This window comes from Streptomyces durmitorensis, assembly GCF_023498005.1.
GTDB classification, from domain to species: Bacteria; Actinomycetota; Actinomycetes; order Streptomycetales; family Streptomycetaceae; genus Streptomyces; species Streptomyces durmitorensis.
The window spans coordinates 5556311-5573092 of record NZ_CP097289.1 but is presented as its reverse complement, the minus strand read 5'-3'; the positions used below and the strand labels follow the sequence as shown (position 1 = coordinate 5573092).

Here is a 16782-nt window from a genome sequence, read left to right as displayed (position 1 = left end):
TCATGCGACGTACCACTCTTGCCGCCGTGTGCCTGGCCGCTTCGGCGGCCGTCGGCCTGAGCGCCTGCGGCACCGAATCCGCCGGGTCCGGCGGGTCGGGCACCGCCAAGGAGAAGACCGCGAAAGAGGCGCCGAAGAAAGAGGCGGGCCCGTTCCCCGGCCTGTCCGGGCCGGACATCGTCGACAAGGCCGTGCGGGCGACGACCGACGCCTCGTCCCTCAGGGTGAAGGGCCGCGTCCCGGACGAGGCCGGCACCATCGAGCTGGACATGGCCTTCGACACCAAGGGCCGGTGCGCGGGCACGATGGGGATGGGCGGGGAGGGTTCGCTCGACCTGATCACGACCGCGAGCACGGTCTACATGAAGTACGACGAGGAGTTCCTGCGCGCCCAGGGCAAGGGCGAGCCCGCGGCCGACACCCAGGCCGCCGTGGACATGCTCGCGGGCAGGTGGGTCAAGACGGCCGCGACCGGTGCCGACGCGAAGGACATCGCCTCGTTCTGCGATCTGGACGTCTTGCTCGGCGAGTTCAAGGACGTCAACTCCGCCGCCCGCAGGGGGAAGCCGACCACGGTCGACGGCACACCGGCCCTCACGCTCACCGAGAGCGACGGCGCCGACCGGTACACCCTCTACGTCGCCACGGAGGGCAAGCCGTACCTGCTGAAGGTCGTGAACGAGACCGCGAAGACGCCGGAGAGCCTGGCGTTCAGCGAGTTCGACGAGCCGGTCGACGCGACGCCGCCCACCGGCGACGTCATGGACATCGACAAGCTCGCGGGCTGAACGCGCAGGGCACACGAGGGTGCGGCACGGGCTCACAGCACGTGCCGCACCCACACGTTCGGCTCCACGTACACCGCGTAGCCCCGCTCCGGCTCGCAGTGCACCGGCACCAGCGCACCGGGCACCTCGACGGGGCCCGCCGTGTCGAACGGAAGGCCCGTCCACGCCTGCCACTGCGCGGTCGATCCGGACACCGTCATCGACGCGTGCGCCACCTTCGCGATGGTGCCGCCCGCCCGCACGTGCACCCGCAGCCACGGGTCGGCGGGCAGACCGTCGTCCCGCTTGCGCTGTGCGTACGTGTCGATCAGTGCGGCCGGTTCGAGGTGCTTGGCGTTCGGGCGCACCGGAGCGACGACTTCCGCGAAGCCACGCGCGCGTGCGTTCTCGCGCATCGCGGCGAGCATCCGCCCGGACACTCCCTGCCCGAGGAAGGACTTCTCCACGGTGATCTCGATCGCGCTCACCGTGTCGGGTTTCCTGCCGTGCCGCAGGTCCGAGAACGCCCACAGCATGACCTGGTCCCAGCCGCCGTCCGGCAGCTCGCCGCGCCCGTCGGCACGCAGGGCGAACGGCACGCTGAACGCCTTGGCGACGACCGCGCCCCGCTCGTCCGTGGCGACCAGGACGTAATCGGGGAACTCCTTGACGATCCGCCCGATCAGCGACCACGCGATGGGGTCGTTGCCGATGAACTCCGGCCAGGTGTCGTCCATCTCCCAGAGCGGCCCGGCGAGTTCGGGCCGCTCGGCCAGCGTCGTGATCTTCAGGTCCATGTCCGGGACGCTAGCGGGCCATGACCCGCCTGTTAAGCGATTTTTCGCTCGTACGCGCGCAAGGGCGTACGAGCGCACGGACGAGAGCGGCCGGTCAGCGCGCGTGGAACCGTCCGGGCGCCGCCGTCGGGCTGCCCCCGGTCGGCAGCTTCTCCTGCGGGCAGCCCGTCAGGACCCGCTTCATGGCGTCCCGCTCGGCGCCCGTCACCCACACCCCGTACTTCTTCTTCACCGCCACCTGCCGGGCCACGTAGGCGCACCGGTAGCCCTTGTCCGGCGGCAGCCACGTGGCCGTGTCGCCGTCGCCCTTGCCACGGTTGGGGCCCGCGTCGACGGCGAGGAGATTGAGCGGGTCGTTGGCGAAGGCGATGCGCTTGCTCGGCTCCCACGTGCCGGCGCCCTTCTGCCAGGCGTCCGAGAGAGCCACGAGGTGGTCGATGTCGACCTGGCTGCGGCCGCGCACGAACGTCACGTCCTTGCCGGTGTAGGGGTCGGGCGAGAGCGACCCCGAGGCCACTTCGCAGTCACCCTCGCGGTACTTCACGTCCTCCAGGTCGCGCTTGAGGATGTCGTCGCGGGTGCCGCAGCCGTTCGAGTCCGTGTCGGCCCAGGGGCTGCCGAACCGGTCGCGGTCGTAACCCGTCCTGGGCGCACGGCCCTTGACAGTGAGCGCGTCGACAGCGGCGAGCGCGGGCCCCGCCTTGGCGTCGGGCCCTGCGGAGCCGCTGCCCTCCTCCTGCGGCGTGCAGCCGGTGACGGACCCCGTGACGAGGAGCACGAGCAGCAGCGCCGCCCGGACCGCGCCGGTACGGCGGTTCACTGGACGGCCACCTTCTCCCCGAGTACGAGCGCGCCGGGCGTCACGACGTCCGCGTACACACCGATGCACATGCCGCGCGACGCGGTGAGCGTCTTCAGGATGCGGCTGTCCGCCGGAAGGCCGCGCTGGGCCTGGTTGGTCATGACACAGCGGTCGATGCGATCGGTGACGCGAAGGCGCAGGCCGCCGTCGAAGGCGATCTCGCGTCCGACCCAGTCCTCCTCGACCCACGGCTCGTCGGTCCCGATCACGATGTTCTTGCGCAGCCGGCGTACGTCGACGGGGTCCCGGTCGCCGAGCAGCTCGCCGAGCGCGCGCAACGACGCGGTGCCGACGAGGGAGACGGCACCCAGGTCCTGATGGCTCGCCTCGCCCTCGCGCACCAACTCCGCACCCCCGCCGAAGAGTTCACCGATGCGGGGATCGCCGGGCCGCAGCGTCTCGCCGTCCGGCGTGGTGACGACCGGCCCTTCGGCGTCGTACACGGCGGTGTGCTCAAGGATCCCCGGCGTGCGCCGGAACCGGCGGTGGTTCTTGCCGCTCCCCAGCTTCCCGTCCTCGTACCGCAAGGCCCACAGCCGGTCACCGGCCACGCCGCGCTCGTCGACGACGACCCGCTCGCGCTCCTGGCCCAGCATCGACTTCACCGGAAAACAGACGAGCCCCACAACGGCCCCATGCCCCACGGCACTTCCCCTCCCCTGGCTCACACGCTCTCGTCCCGCACCGCCACCGTACCGAGTGACTGGTTTAGACCATAACGTCCCCCGCATTACCTCCGACGTAATCGACCCGCCCCCGGCCCTGCGGAAGTATCGACGACACCCGCAGGAACGCCGACCGAGGAGCCCGAATGACCACCGAAGACGCCACCCGCGCCGCCGTCCAGGCCTTCCTGAACCACAGGCTGACGGGCGACACCGAGGCCCTCACCGCCCTCTTCGCCGACGAGGTCGACTGGCTGCTCGCCGAGAACCCCGGCGTGCCGTGGATCCGGCCGCGGTCCACCGCCGCCGAGTGCGCGGCCCAGGCAGCCGAACTGGCCGCGCACACCGTCCCGGAGAAGGCAGGCGCCACCGTCGACACGATCCTCGTCGACGGCGCGGACGCGGTGATCCTCGGCCGCCTCTGGGGCACCGTGCGCGACACCGGCAAGTCCTTCGAGGGACCCTTCGCGCTGCGCCTGACCGTCGAGGACGGACGGGTCACGCGCCACCACCTCTACGAGAACAGCCGCTCGATCGCCGACGCCTGCGCCCCCTGAGGGAGCCGCGCGCTACGACCCCAGGATCGTCGTCAGGAACTCCCCGACCCAGCCCAGGAGTTCACGCCCGATCAACGGCTTTCCGCCGACCTTCGCCGTCTTCGGGCGCGGGACGAGGATCTGGTGGGCGTTCTCCTTGATGACCGTGCCGGGGTAGAGCCGCTTGAGCCTGAGCTCCTGCGACTCCCGCAGCTCCACCGGCGCGAACCGGATGTTGTTGCCCTGCAGCACGATCTCGCCGACCTCGCACGCGCGCGCCAGCATGCGCAGGCCCGCCACCAGGAGGAGATTCTCCACGGGCTCGGGCAACTTGCCGTAGCGGTCGGTGAGTTCCTCGCGCACCGCCTTGACGTCCTGCTCGCTGCTCGCGGAGGCGATCGAGCGGTAGGCCGCGAGGCGAAGGCGCTCGCCGGGGGCGTAGTCGTGCGGGACGTGCGCGTCGACCGGCAGCTCGACCTTGACCTCCAGCGGCGGCTCCTCCTCCACGCCGCCCTCCAGGGACGCGCGGTAGTCGGCCACGGCCTCGCCCACCATGCGTACGTAGAGGTCGAAGCCGACGCCCGCGATGTGTCCCGACTGTTCGCCGCCCAGGAGGTTGCCCGCGCCGCGGATCTCCAGGTCCTTCATCGCCACGTACATGCCCGCGCCCATCTCCGTGTGCTGGGCGATGGTCGCCAGGCGCTCGTGGGCCGTCTCCGTGAGGGGCTTCTCCGGCGGGTAGAGGAAGTACGAATAACCGCGCTCGCGGCCTCGGCCCACGCGGCCTCGCAGCTGGTGGAGCTGCGAGAGGCCGAAGTTGTCGCCGCGCTCGACGATCAGCGTGTTGGCGTTCGAGATGTCGATGCCCGACTCGACGATCGTCGTGGAGACGAGCACGTCGAACTTCTTCTCCCAGAAGTCCACCACCACTTGCTCCAGGGCCTGTTCGGACATCTGGCCGTGCGCGGTGGCGATGCGCGCCTCGGGCACGATGTCCCTGAGGCGGGCCGCCGCCCGGTCGATGGACTCGACGCGGTTGTGGATGTAGAAGACCTGGCCCTCGCGCAGCAGTTCACGGCGGATGGCCGCGCCGATCTGCTTCTCCTCGTAGGGCCCGACGAAGGTCAGGACGGGGTGGCGCTCCTCGGGGGGCGTGGTGATCGTCGACATCTCGCGGATGCCGGTCACGGCCATTTCGAGCGTACGGGGAATGGGGGTGGCCGACATGGTCAGGACGTCGACGTTGGCCCGCAGCTTCTTCAGCTGCTCCTTGTGCTCGACGCCGAAGCGCTGCTCCTCGTCGACGATGACCAGGCCCAGATCCTTGAACTTCGTCTCGGAGGAGAAGAGGCGGTGCGTGCCGATCACGATGTCGACCGAGCCGTCGCGCAGGCCCTCCAGGGTCGCCTTGGACTCCGTCTCCGTCTGGAAGCGGCTCAACGCCCTTACCTTGACGGGGAATTGGGAGTAGCGCTCGGAGAACGTACCGAAGTGCTGCTGCACCAGGAGCGTGGTCGGGACGAGGACGGCGACCTGCTTGCCGTCCTGGACCGCCTTGAAGGCGGCGCGGACGGCGATCTCCGTCTTGCCGTAGCCGACGTCGCCACAGATCAGGCGGTCCATCGGGACCGTCTTCTCCATGTCGTCCTTCACCTCGGCGATGGTGGTCAGCTGGTCGGGCGTCTCCACGTACGGGAAGGCGTCCTCCAGCTCGCGCTGCCAGGGGGTGTCGGGGGCGAAGGCGTGGCCGGGGGCCGCCATGCGGGCGCTGTAGAGCTTGATGAGGTCGGCGGCGATCTCCTTGACCGCCTTCTTCGCGCGCGCCTTCGTCTTCGTCCAGTCGGCGCCGCCCAGGCGGTGCAGGGTGGGGGCCTCGCCGCCGACGTACTTGGTGATCTGCTCCAGCTGGTCGGTGGGGATGTAGAGCCGGTCGCCGGGCTGGCCGCGCTTGGCGGGGGCGTACTCCACGACCAGGTACTCGCGGGTGGCGCCCTGGACCGTGCGCTGCACCATTTCGATGTAGCGGCCGACGCCGTGCCCCTCGTGGACGATGTAGTCGCCGACCTCCAGGGTCAGCGGGTCGATCGTCTTCCTGCGGCGCGCGGGCATCCGCTGGCCGTCCTTGCCGGCCGCCTTCTGCCCCGAGAGGTCGGTCTCGGTGAGGACCGCGAGCTTGAGGGCCGGGTCCAGGAAACCGAAGTCGATCGAGCCGCAGGAGACGTGCACGACGGACGGCGTGAGCTCGCTGAGGTCGGCGTCGAGGCGGGCCGCGATGCCCTCGCCGCCCAGGACCTCGACGGTGCGGGCCGCGGGCCCGTGGCCCTCCGTCACGTACACCGTGCGCCAGCCGTCGGCGAGCCAGCCCTTGGTGTCGGCGAGCGCCTTCGCGGTGTCGCCGCGGTAGGTCTCGGTGGCGTGCATGCCGAGCTTGAGGGTGTCCTCGTCCAGGTCCTCGTCGGCGGCGAACGGGGAGACCGACCACCACATCATGCCGAGGTCGCTCGCGTGGTCGCGGACGTCCGCGATGCCCCAGAGGGAGGCCGCGCCCACGTCGATGGGGGCCTCTCCGCCACCGGCCGTCGCGGCCCAGCTGGCCTGGAGGAACTCCTGCGAGGTCGCCACCAGGTCGGCCGCGCGGGTGCGCACGCGCTCGGGGTCGCAGACCACGGCCATGCTGTGCTCCGGCAGGACGTCGAGCAGCAGCTCCATGTCGTCGACCAGGACAGGGGCGAGGGACTCCATGCCCTCGACGGCGATGCCCTCGGCGATCTTGCCGAGCAGCTCACCGAGCTCGGGGTGGGCCTCGGCCAGTGCGGCGGCCCTTTCGCGCACGTCGTCCGTGAGGAGCAGCTCGCGGCAGGGCGGCGCCCACAGGCCGTGCGCGGCGACCTCCAGGGAGCGCTGGTCGGCGACCTTGAAGTAGCGGATCTCCTCGACGTCGTCGCCCCAGAACTCGACGCGGAGGGGGTGCTCCTCGGTCGGCGGGAAGACGTCCAGGATGCCGCCGCGCACGGCGAACTCGCCGCGCTTCTCGACCAGCTCCACACGGGAGTACGCGGCTGCCGCGAGGGCCTCCACGGTCTCGTTCAGGTCCGTGGACTCACCGGTGCGCAGGGCCACGGGCTCCAGGTCTCCCAGGCCCTTGACCTGCGGCTGGAGGACCGAGCGCACGGGGGCGACGATGACGGAGACGGGGCCCGTCTCGGGGTCGTCGGGACGCGGGTGCGCCAGGCGGCGCAGGACGGCGAGGCGGCGGCCGACGGTGTCGGAGCGGGGCGAGAGGCGCTCGTGCGGGAGCGTCTCCCAGGAGGGGTACTCGACGACTCCGTCCGGCGGCAGGATCGTGCGCAGGGCCGCCGCCAGGTCCTCGGCCTCGCGGCCGGTCGCCGTCACGGCGAGGACGGTGCGGTTCGTCTCGCGGGCAAGAGCGGCGACCGCGAAGGGGCGGGCGGCGGGCGGGCCGACCAGGTCTACGTGGGTGCGGTTGCCGTCGGTCGCGGCCTTGACCGCTTCGGCGAGTGCGGAGTCCTTGACGACAGCGTCGAGCAGACCGTGCAGGCTCATGTGGGCTTTCGCTTTCCGTCCAGGTGCCAGGGCGCGCGGGGGGCAACGCGAACCGCCCGGCACGTCGTACGGGCCGGGGGTCTCCAGCGTACGACTCCGGAGTGACAGGCGCGGCTCGGTCCGCCCCGGCGGTCACCAGGGAGGCCGAAAGCAGGCGGCCCCGGCGGCGCTGACGCGCGCCGCCGGGGCCGTTCTCCCCGCACCCCCGTGGCGGGAGCTTTTCCGTGACCGCCGCAGCGGGAGCTATTCCGTGGCGATGGCATTAAGGACGTTCATCCGGCCCGCGCGGAAAGCGGGAACCAGGGCCGCGAACAGGCCCACGAACGCGGAGCCGATGAAGACGGTGATGATCGTCGGCCAGGGGATCTCCAGGACCTTCAGACCCTCCAGGGCGAGCAGCTTCTGGGCCGTCGCCCCCCAGCCCATGCCGAGCCCCAGGCCGAGCAGCGCTCCGAAGAGGGCAATGACCACCGACTCCAGGCGGATCATGCGGCGCAGCTGTCGGCGCGAGAGGCCGATCGCCCGCATCAGGCCGATCTCCCTGGTGCGCTCGACCACCGAGAGGGCCAGGGTGTTCACGACACCCAGGATCGCGACGATGATCGCGAGACCGAGCAGGCCGTAGACCATGTTCAGCATCTGGCCGACCTGGTCCTTCAGCGTCTGCTTGAAGTCGGTCTGGTCCATGACCTTGTACTGCGGGTAGTCGGCCATGGCCGCCTTCAGCGACTTGTACGCCGCGTCCTGCTGACCCTTGGCCGCCTTGGCGAACATGATCTCGTTCGGCGGCATCCGGTCGGCGGGCACGTACTTCGCCGCGGTCGAGATGTTCACGTACATCGCGCCGGAGTCGATCGAGGTCCCGCTCGCCGTGATGGCCCGGACCGTCATCTCACCGGTCCTGCCGTGGTCGAAGGCGAGCTTCACCTTGTCGCCGAGAGCGATGCCGTGGTCCTTGGCGAAGTCCTCGTCGACCGACATCGAGTCCGGCTTGTAGGCGTCGGCGAGCTTGCCCGCGACGGTCTCGCTGCGCAGGTCCTCGGCGTACGTCGCGTCGGCGGCGCTCAGGCCGACCTTCTTCGTGGCCTTGCCGTTCGGGGCGGTCAGGTCCGCCCTGATGTCCTTGTACTGGGTGATGTGGGCGACGTGGTCGGCCTTCTCCAGGGACTTCGCAGCCTTCGGCGTGATCGCCTGGCCGTTGTCGGACTGGATGATGAAGTCCGCGCCGACCGACTTGTCGAGCTCGTCCGTGGCGGAGGCGACCATCGAGGAGCCGACCACGGAGAGGCACGCGACCAGGGCGAGGCCGATCATCAGGGCCGCGCCGGTGGCGCCGGTGCGGCGCGGGTTGCGCAGGGCGTTGCGCTCGGCCATGCGTCCCACGGGGCCGAACATCCTCAGGACGAGGACGCTGATGACGCGGACCACGCCGTTGGCGAGGACAGGGCCGATCACGACGAAGCCGATGAGGGTGAGCACCACACCGCCGCCGAGGAAGAGCGAGCCCTCGCTCGCCTTGTCCGCCTGGGACGCGGTGTAGAGGCCGAAGCCGCCGGCGCCGGTGAGGACCAGGCCGATGATGGCGCGCAGGACGCTCGCCTTGCCGTCGGCCGGTGTCCCGGCGTCGCGCAGGGCTGCCATCGGGGAGACCTTGGCGGCGCGCCTGGCGGGGAGGTAGGCGGCCAGGACGGTGACGACGATGCCGAGGACCATGCCCACCACGGGGGTCGTCCACTTGACCGTGAGGTCCTGCGTGGACAGTTCCATGCCCATGCCGGACATGAGCTGCATCAGGCCGACGGCGAGCCCGACGCCCGCGCCGACACCGAGGACCGAGCCGATGACACCGAGAAGGAGCGCCTCGACGAGCACGGAGCGGTTGACCTGCTTGCGGCTGGAGCCGATGGCACGCATCAGACCGATCTCGCGGGTGCGCTGGGCGACCAGCATCGAGAAGGTGTTGATGATGAGGAAGATGCCGACGAGGAAGGCGATTCCGGCGAAGCCGAGCATCGCGTACTTCATGACGTCCAGGAAGCCGCTGACGCTCTTGCGGCCGTCGTCCGAGGTCTCCTGCTGCGTCTTGACCTTGTACGCGGAGGCGTCCGCGCCCATCGTCTCGGCGACGTTCCGCTTGAGCACCGAGTCGCTGACACCGGCGGCGGCACTCACGTTGACGTGCGTGAACCTGCCGGTGGCGCCGAGGAGTTCGCGCTGTGCGGTCGCGGTGTCGAAGTAGACGATCGCGGCGCCGGGGTTGGTCACCTTGAAGGTGGCGATGCCGGAGATCTTCGCGGTGTGGTCGCCGGAGACGGCGATGGTGCGCAGCTCGTCACCGATCTTGAGGTGGTGCTTGTCGGCGGTGTCGGAGTCGATCATCACGTCGGTGGGTCCGCGCGGGGCGTGCCCGGAGGTGATGTCCATCGAACGCAGGTCGTTGTGCGTCCAGTTGCCGGCGATGGTCGGGCCGCCGCCGGTGGGACCGACGTTCTCCTTCTTGGAGTTGACGACGGTGACGGAGGTGCTGCTGACCGCGCCCTCCGCGGACTTCGCGCCGTCGGCCTTCTTGGCCTGGCCGACGACCGACGCGGGTATCGACTCGGGCCTGCCGCTCTCGGGGGTCTCCCCCGAGTCCTTCGCCGCCTTGCTCGTGACGGTGACATCGGCGGACGTCGCGGCGAAGAGCTTGTCGAACGTCGTGTTCATCGTGTCGGAGAAGACGAGCGTGCCGCAGACGAACGCCACCGACAGGACCACTGCCACGGCGGAGAGCGCCATGCGGCCCTTGTGCGCGAAGAAGTTGCGCATCGAGGTCTTGAGGACGGTCATGACGTACGCCCCCGCGCGTCGAAGTCCTTCATGCGGTCCAGGACGGTCTCGGCGGTCGGCGCGTACATCTCGTCGACGATCCGGCCGTCCGCGAGATAGAGCACCCGGTCCGCGTACGAGGCCGCCACCGGGTCGTGCGTGACCATCACGATGGTCTGGCCCAGCTCGGTCACCGACTTGCGCAGGAAGCCCAACACCTCTGCGCCCGCACGGGAGTCAAGGTTTCCGGTCGGCTCGTCACCGAAGATGATCTCGGGGCGCGCGGCCAGGGCGCGGGCCACGGCGACGCGCTGCTGCTGGCCGCCGGAGAGCTCGGTCGGGCGGTGCTTGAGGCGGCCCGCGAGACCGACGGTCTCCACGACCTGGTCGAGCCAGCCGCGGTCGGGCTTGCGGCCCGCGATGTCCATCGGGAGCGTGATGTTCTCGATGGCGTTCAGCGTCGGAAGGAGGTTGAACGCCTGGAAGATGAAGCCGATCCGGTCCCGGCGCAGCTGCGTGAGCTTCTTGTCCTTCAGGCCGGTGATCTCGGTCTCGTCGAGGTAGATCTGCCCGGAGGACACGGTGTCGAGGCCCGCGAGGCAGTGCATCAGGGTCGACTTGCCGGAGCCGGAGGGACCCATGATCGCGGTGAACTGCCCGCGGGCGATGTCCACATCGATCTCGTCGAGCGCCACGACCCGGGTCTCCCCGGTCCCGTACGCCTTCACGACCTGGCGCGCCCGTGCCGCCACGGCCGTACGCCCTCCAGTGCCCCCGTGCCTGGGAATGGTTACAGCCGATGTCACGGTAAGTCTCCTAAGTCGGTTACGCGGCGGGTCAGGTGTGTTCGCTACGCATAAAGAGTCTGGTCGTCCGAGGGCTCCGGCGCGCTGGTGCCCAGCGCAGTCTTTTGCGGGGGAAAACCCCACCCCCGAAGGTGTGGCTGGTCGGACCCGAGGAAGCTTTCCCTGGTCCGACCCCGTCGGCATAAAGCCAATCTAAGAAGCGGCCAAGGCCTTCTCGTCCTCCAGCAGTACGAACGGCCCCCGGTCCGTAGTACGGAGGAACCCCTAGGGGATCTCCACCCGCCGGTGGAGCCGTTCTCGGGGTCGCTCCACCCTCCTGCCGAGCGGACACCGGCCCACCTGCCCGGATGTTCTCCACCCCTGCCCCGGATGCGCACCGGGTGAGAAGGTGGCCCGGAGAAAGTAGATGCAGGGGGAAGGAATCTCGGTGGGTACAGCCGGAGCGAGCGGCACGGCAGGTTCGGGGACGGACGGCATACGTTCGGGCACGGACGGCGGACGGCGGCGCGGACCCGTCGTCGCCGCGCTCATGCTCGCCATGGCGCTCGCCGCCCTGGACTCCACCATCGTCTCGACCGCCATCCCCCAGATCGTCGGCGACCTCGGCGGCTTCTCCGTCTTCTCCTGGCTCTTCTCCGGCTATCTGCTCGCGGTCACCGTCACCCTGCCCATCTACGGCAAGCTCTCCGACACCTTCGGCCGCAAGCCCGTCCTCATCGCGGGCAGCATCCTCTTCCTGATCGGCTCGGCCCTGTGCGCCGTGGCCTGGAACATGGGTGCCCTCATCGCCTTCCGCGTCGTCCAGGGCCTGGGCGGCGGCGCGCTCCAGGGAACGGTCCAGACACTCGCCGCCGACCTCTACCCCCTCAAGGAACGCCCCAAGATCCAGGCCAAGTTGTCCACCGTATGGGCCGCTTCCTCCATCGCGGGCCCCGCACTCGGCGGCCTGATCGCCGCGTACGCGGACTGGCGCTGGATCTTCCTGATCAATCTGCCGATCGGGGCGGTGGCCCTGTGGCTGATCGTGCGCCACCTGCACGAGCCGGAGCGCGAGGCGGTCACGCGAGGGCGCACCGACTGGGCGGGCGCGCTGGCCGTCTTCGCCTGCGGCGGCGTCCTGCTCACCGCGCTCGTGCAGGGCGGCGTCGCCTGGGGCTGGCTCTCCGCGCCCTCGCTCGCGCTGTTCGCGGGCGGGCTGCTGCTCGCGGCGGCCGTCGTGGTCATCGAGCGGCGCGCGGCGGAGCCGATCATCCCCGGCTGGGTCTGGCGCAGGCGCACCATCGCGGCGGTCAACCTCGCCCTCGGCGCGCTCGGCCTCCTGATGGTCGCGCCCACCATCTTCCTGCCGACGTACGCCCAGTCCGTGCTCGGCCTCGCGCCGATCGCCGCCGGGTTCGTGCTCTCCGTGATGACGCTGAGCTGGCCGGTCTCCGCCGCCCTGAGCCAGCACGTCTACCGCAGGCTGGGCTTTCGCGACACGGCGCTCATCGGCATCGGCGGGGCCGCGCTCTTCCTCTTCGCGTTCCCCTTCCTGCCCTACCCGGGGCAGGCCTGGCAGCCGGCCCTGATCATGCTGCTGCTCGGCGCGGCGCTCGGCCTCTTCCAACTGCCGCTGATCGTCGGCGTGCAGTCCACCGTCGGCTGGTCGGAGCGCGGCACGGCCACGGCGTCCATCCTCTTCTGCCGCCAGATAGGCCAGACCCTGGGCGCGGCGCTCTTCGGCGCGATCGCCAACGGAGTCCTCACGTCGCGGCTCGGCGGCGCGGGCTCACTGGACTCGGTGGCCCACGCCCTGGAGGACCCGGCCTCGATCGCCGACCCCGAACGGCTGCGCAGGGCCGTCGACTCGGCGGTCGACACGGTGTACGTCGGTGCGGGGTGCGCGGCGGTCCTCGCACTCCTCGTTCTGGTGTTCATCGCCCCGCGGCGCTTTCCGGTAATCGGGGCCAAGGCCCCGGAAAACGGCGAGGTGGGAGCCCTGGAGGGCGCGGAGAACACCGAACTTGCCCCGCGCCAGGGCCACCTGAACAGGCCCGCCGAATAGACCGACCGAGCAGTATGTGCAAAACCCTTCGCGGCTCTACTACTTACAAGTAACGTGCTCGATTCTCACCTCTCGCTCCCTGCGGTCCCGCACCGGACCGACGCCGCGCAAGGAGAACCGGGATGCCCTACCCTCACCAGCCCCACCACCCTCACAACCCACAGCACCCCCACCGTCCACAGAACCCTCAACCCCCGCAACACCCTCAGTACCCGCAACCCCCGCAACCCCCGCAACACCCGCAACACCCGCAACACCCGCAGCACCCCGAAGCCGCCTACCAACCCCACCTCCCCCCACACGACTCCTCCCCCTCCTACCCCACCTATCCCTGGCAGCCCGTCGCGCCGCCGCCTCCCCCACCACCCCCGAGACTCCCCCGCCACCCCGCACTCGGCCGCCACAGCGACCTGCGCCACCTGCGCAGCGCCTACCGCTGGCAGCGCCGCGTCGCCACCCTCACGGCGCTCGGCTACTTCACGCTCTTCCTGATCCTCTCCGCCGTCGCCCCGTCCCTGATGACGGACACGGTCTCCGGCGGGCTGACCACCGGGCTGCTGCTCGGCCTGTGCCAGGTGCCCGTCACCCTGATCGCCATAGCGCTGTACGAGTTCACGGCCCGCCGCAGGGTCGACCCACTGGCCGAACGGCTGCGCAAACTGGCGGAGTTGGAGGCCAACCGATGAGCTCCGACACCGCCATCACCCTCACCACCGACACCGCCCTGGCCGCCGACATCACCCTGGCCACCGACTCGGCACAGGCCATGTCCCTGGTGGCGTTCACCGCCGTCGTCACCCTCACGCTGCTCCTGTGCGTGATGACGGGCCCCGACCGCGACAACCTCGGCGAGTTCTACGCGGGTTACGGCGCCCTCTCGCCGATGCGCAACGGCCTGGCCATCGCGGGCGACTACATCTCGGCGGCCACCGTCCTCGGCACGGGCGGGATCATCGCGCTCCTCGGGTACGACGGGGTCGTCCTCGCCCTCAGCACGGCCCTGTCCCTGATGCTCCTGATGTTCCTGCTCGCCGAACCCCTGCGCAACGCGGGCCAGTTCACCATGGGCGACGTACTGGCCCGCCGGATGCCGGGCCGCACCGTACGCATCACCGCGTGCGCGGCGACACTGGCCGCGCTGATCCCCCTCATGCTGGTGCAGCTGGCGGGCGCGGGCGACCTGCTCTCCTTCATCCTCGGGTTCTCCGGCGAGGGCGTGAAGACGGGATGCGTCGTCGCACTCGGCGCACTCATGATCAGCTACGCGGCGATCGGCGGCATGAAGGGCACCGCCCTCATCCAGATCCTGAAGATCGTGATGCTGCTCGGCTCCGGAGTGGTCATCGCCGCCCTGATCCTGCGCCGCTTCGACTGGGACCTGGGCGCACTCCTCGCCGCCGCCGAGAAGGGCAGCGGGGTCGGCCCGGCGTTCCTCCAGTCCGGCCTCCAGTTCCAGGGCGGCCCCAACCCCCGTCTGGACATGATCAGTTCGGAGCTGACGGTGGTACTCGGCGGCGCCTGCCTGCCGCACGTCACGATGCGCATGTACACGGCGCGCAGCGCGCGCGAGGTGCGCCGCTCGATGTCCTGGGCGGTGTCCTCGGTGGCGCTCTTCGTCCTCATCATCGCGATCGTCGGCTTCGGCGCGACGGCGATGCTCGGCCGGGCGGCGATCGCGAAGGCGGACCCGCAGGGCAACACGGCGTACCTGCTCGGCTCCAAGGCGGTGTTCGGCGCGAACGCGTCGACGGCGGAGACCCTCGTCTTCACGACGGTCACCACAGCGATCTTCCTGACGCTGCTCGCCTCGGTCGCCGGAATGATCCTGGCCTGCGCCAACTCCCTGGCGCACGACGTCTTCGCGCATCTCCGCACGGAGCTCACCCCGCGCCGGGAGATGACGCTGGCCCGCGTCTCGGCACTCGCCATAGGCGGCCTGGCGATCGCCCTCGCGGTCATGGTCCAGCACCACAACCTGCAACCGCTGGTGACGCTCTCCTTCTGCCTGGGCGCGTCCGCCCTCGCCCCGGCACTCGTCTACAGCCTCTTCTGGCGCCGCTACACCCGCAGGGGCCTGCTCTGGACCCTGATCGGCGGCACGCTCGGCTCCGTCATCCTCATGACGGGCACCAACCTGGTCTCGGGCGCCCCCACTTCGGCGTTCCCGAACCACGACTTCAACTGGTTCCCCTTCACGACGACAGGCCTGGCATCCATCCCCCTCGGCTTCTTCCTGGGCTGGCTCGGCACGGTGTCATCGGGCCGCCGGGAGGCGGAGGAACAGCGCGGCCGGTACGAGGCGGTGGAGGGGTGGATCCTGGCGGGGGTGACGAGGAGGTAAAACGCGACGGGGCAATCGACGACCCAACCCAGGGGGAACGCAACGCGGGGCAAACGACGACCCCGCCCAAGAGGGAACACGACGCGGGCCAAACGACGGCCCCACCCAAGAGGGAACACGACGCGAGGTATACGACGGCCCCACCCGGGGGAACTCGACGCGAGGCAAACGACGACCCCACCCGAGGCAACTCGACGCGAGGCAAACGACGACCCCACCCAAGGGAACTCGACGCGGGGTAATCGGGTGGGTGGGCGGGAAAGATCCGCCGCGAAGCGGCGGCCTTGAACAAGCCCGCCCAGAGCTAGGGGGCACCCTCAGCAGCAGCCCGCCCAGTCAGCGCAGCGAGACTGCTCCGCACATGCTCCATGTGCGCCCGCACCTCGTCCCACTCCTCACCATGCTCACGCAACAACCGCTCGGTCTCCCGGGCGATCCCCTCCTCCCGCGCCCCCGCGGCAGCGACAAGCTCCGCACCCCGCGCCTCGGCGTCCTCCTGCCCGTGCCGAGCGGACTCCTCCGCCTCCGCGAAGGCCCGCTTGGCCTCGGACAGGCGGGCCTCGGCGGCGGCCACGAGCGAAGCCTCGTGCGCCTGAGCCTCGGCCTCCCGCAGGGCGATCTCCCGCTCGGCGGCCTCCCAGCGCTCGGCCTGCTCCTTCTCCTGCTCCTCCAGGAGCGCGGCACTGCGCTCCCGCATCTCCCGCAGCGCGGCGAGGGCCTCGCCGCGCCACTCCTTCACGTCACGGCGGGCCGAGATCCGCGATTCGTCCGCGGTGGCGCGGCAGGCGAGCAGCCGCTGCCGGGCCCGTTCGTCGGCCTCGCCGAGGATCTCGTCGGCGTACGCACGGGCGGCCTCACGGACCTCGCGCGCCTCCGCGTCGGCCGACTCCGTCACGCGCTGCACGTCGGCATCGGCCGCCGCCCGCACGGCCACGGCCTCCGCCTCGCTCAGGGCGAGGATGTTCCGCGCGCGCTCGCCCAGCGTCTCGTACGTCTGAGGGGCGAGGCGCGACACCACGTCCCGCAGCCGTTCCGCCTCCGCCTCCATCTCCTTGGCGAGGACGGTGAGCCGGGCGGCGCGTTCCCACGCGCCGTCGCGGTCCTGGGACAGATCGAGGGCGTACGCGTCCACCTGCTCGGGACGGTAGCCACGTCCGCGTACGGAGACGAAGCCGTGCTCCGAGGCCGTTGCACCGCTGCTCATCCTGGAATCCCTCCTCCGACGCGCCACGCGCGTATTACGCGATTGGCGCACATCTTGATGGATCAAGCGGAAGTGCTCATAACGCGACACTCCGCTCATCTCATCCGCTCAAGGATGCGCTATTCCTGCCGGAAGTCGGAATCGAGGGGTGCTGTTCCTCCGGAGGGCGACGGGCACGGCTTTGGCAGCCGCACCAAGCCCGCCGCTTCGCGGCGATTTTCCCCGCCCACCCACCCGATTACCCCGGGGTGCTCGGGTGGGTGGGCGGGAAAGATCCGCCGCGAAGCGGCGGCACAGGGACGGCACCCCCGGCGGCGCGGAAACGCACAAGGCGCCCGACCCCCGCACAGGGGGTCAAGCGCCTCGCACACCTACACTGCCCCGCCCA

General features: G+C 70.5%; 12 protein-coding genes. 5 read left to right on the top strand and 7 right to left on the bottom strand.

Annotation, left to right across the window (positions count from 1 at the left end):
* Positions 1-2 precede the first annotated feature (2 nt).
* On the top strand, positions 3-788 hold the full coding sequence (locus tag M4V62_RS25015) for a hypothetical protein (RefSeq protein ID WP_249589465.1): 786 nt from the start codon (positions 3-5) through the stop codon (positions 786-788).
* Between the two features lie 32 nt (positions 789-820).
* Here the strand turns inward: M4V62_RS25015 and M4V62_RS25010 are convergent, their stop codons facing one another.
* The 3 genes from M4V62_RS25010 to M4V62_RS25000 all read right to left on the bottom strand — a co-directional run bounded on the left by M4V62_RS25010 (position 821) and on the right by M4V62_RS25000 (position 3157).
* Entirely contained in the window at positions 821-1564 is a 744-nt protein-coding gene (locus tag M4V62_RS25010) for an N-acetyltransferase (protein ID WP_249589464.1), read from the bottom strand.
* Between the two features lie 94 nt (positions 1565-1658).
* Positions 1659-2384, bottom strand: coding sequence for an HNH endonuclease family protein (locus tag M4V62_RS25005; protein ID WP_425575290.1), 726 nt, complete (start codon positions 2382-2384; stop codon positions 1659-1661).
* Positions 2381-3157 carry an MOSC domain-containing protein gene (locus M4V62_RS25000; RefSeq protein WP_283779107.1) on the bottom strand — a complete coding sequence of 259 codons (777 nt, stop codon included), beginning with the start codon at positions 3155-3157 and terminating at the stop codon, positions 2381-2383. The genes M4V62_RS25005 and M4V62_RS25000 overlap by 4 nt, the downstream gene beginning before the upstream one ends.
* 80 nt (positions 3158-3237) lie before the next feature.
* Here M4V62_RS25000 and M4V62_RS24995 point away from each other — a divergent pair, with 80 nt between their 5' ends.
* Positions 3238-3648 carry a nuclear transport factor 2 family protein gene (locus M4V62_RS24995; protein WP_249589463.1) on the top strand — a complete coding sequence of 137 codons (411 nt, stop codon included), beginning with the start codon at positions 3238-3240 and terminating at the stop codon, positions 3646-3648.
* Between the two features lie 12 nt (positions 3649-3660).
* Here the strand turns inward: M4V62_RS24995 and mfd are convergent, their stop codons facing one another.
* The 3 genes from mfd to M4V62_RS24980 form a co-directional block, all read right to left on the bottom strand.
* Positions 3661-7191 (bottom strand): transcription-repair coupling factor, encoded by a 3531-nt coding sequence (mfd, locus tag M4V62_RS24990; RefSeq protein ID WP_249589462.1) that lies wholly within the window; start codon positions 7189-7191, stop codon positions 3661-3663.
* Positions 7192-7434: 243 nt separating this feature from the next.
* A complete protein-coding gene (locus M4V62_RS24985) occupies positions 7435-10020 on the bottom strand; it encodes an ABC transporter permease (RefSeq protein ID WP_249589461.1) in 2586 nt (861 codons plus the stop codon).
* A complete protein-coding gene (locus M4V62_RS24980) occupies positions 10017-10805 on the bottom strand; it encodes an ABC transporter ATP-binding protein (protein ID WP_249589460.1) in 789 nt (262 codons plus the stop codon). Before M4V62_RS24980 ends, M4V62_RS24985 begins: the two co-directional genes overlap by 4 nt.
* Positions 10806-11211: 406 nt before the next feature.
* On the opposite strand from M4V62_RS24980, the gene M4V62_RS24975 reads away from it, so the two are divergent.
* From M4V62_RS24975 to M4V62_RS24965, 3 genes are all read left to right on the top strand, one after another.
* Positions 11212-12849, top strand: coding sequence for an MFS transporter (locus M4V62_RS24975; protein ID WP_425575291.1), 1638 nt, complete (start codon positions 11212-11214; stop codon positions 12847-12849).
* A 122-nt stretch (positions 12850-12971) separates the two neighbouring features.
* A complete protein-coding gene (locus tag M4V62_RS24970) occupies positions 12972-13535 on the top strand; it encodes a DUF485 domain-containing protein (protein WP_249589459.1) in 564 nt (187 codons plus the stop codon).
* Between the two features lie 80 nt (positions 13536-13615).
* Positions 13616-15190, top strand: coding sequence for a sodium/solute symporter (locus M4V62_RS24965; RefSeq protein WP_249592976.1), 1575 nt, complete (start codon positions 13616-13618; stop codon positions 15188-15190).
* 304 nt (positions 15191-15494) lie between these two features.
* Here M4V62_RS24965 and M4V62_RS24960 read toward each other — a convergent pair whose 3' ends face one another.
* Complete coding sequence (locus tag M4V62_RS24960) at positions 15495-16394, bottom strand: coiled-coil domain-containing protein (protein WP_249589458.1); 900 nt, start codon at positions 16392-16394, stop codon at positions 15495-15497.
* Positions 16395-16782 lie beyond the last annotated feature (388 nt).

Excerpts from the sequence above, each read along its gene's own strand:
- M4V62_RS25015 (WP_249589465.1), top strand. The coding sequence starts at position 3 with ATGCGACGTACCACTCTTGCCGCCGTGTGCCTGGCCGCTTCGGCGGCC.
- M4V62_RS25010 (WP_249589464.1), bottom strand. The coding sequence starts at position 1,564 with ATGGACCTGAAGATCACGACGCTGGCCGAGCGGCCCGAACTCGCCGGG.
- M4V62_RS25000 (WP_283779107.1), bottom strand. The coding sequence starts at position 3,157 with ATGCGGGGGACGTTATGGTCTAAACCAGTCACTCGGTACGGTGGCGGT.
- M4V62_RS24995 (WP_249589463.1), top strand. The coding sequence starts at position 3,238 with ATGACCACCGAAGACGCCACCCGCGCCGCCGTCCAGGCCTTCCTGAAC.
- mfd (WP_249589462.1), bottom strand. The coding sequence starts at position 7,191 with ATGAGCCTGCACGGTCTGCTCGACGCTGTCGTCAAGGACTCCGCACTC.
- M4V62_RS24985 (WP_249589461.1), bottom strand. The coding sequence starts at position 10,020 with ATGACCGTCCTCAAGACCTCGATGCGCAACTTCTTCGCGCACAAGGGC.
- M4V62_RS24975 (WP_425575291.1), top strand. The coding sequence starts at position 11,212 with ATGCAGGGGGAAGGAATCTCGGTGGGTACAGCCGGAGCGAGCGGCACG.
- M4V62_RS24970 (WP_249589459.1), top strand. The coding sequence starts at position 12,972 with ATGCCCTACCCTCACCAGCCCCACCACCCTCACAACCCACAGCACCCC.
- M4V62_RS24965 (WP_249592976.1), top strand. The coding sequence starts at position 13,616 with ATGTCCCTGGTGGCGTTCACCGCCGTCGTCACCCTCACGCTGCTCCTG.
- M4V62_RS24960 (WP_249589458.1), bottom strand. The coding sequence starts at position 16,394 with ATGAGCAGCGGTGCAACGGCCTCGGAGCACGGCTTCGTCTCCGTACGC.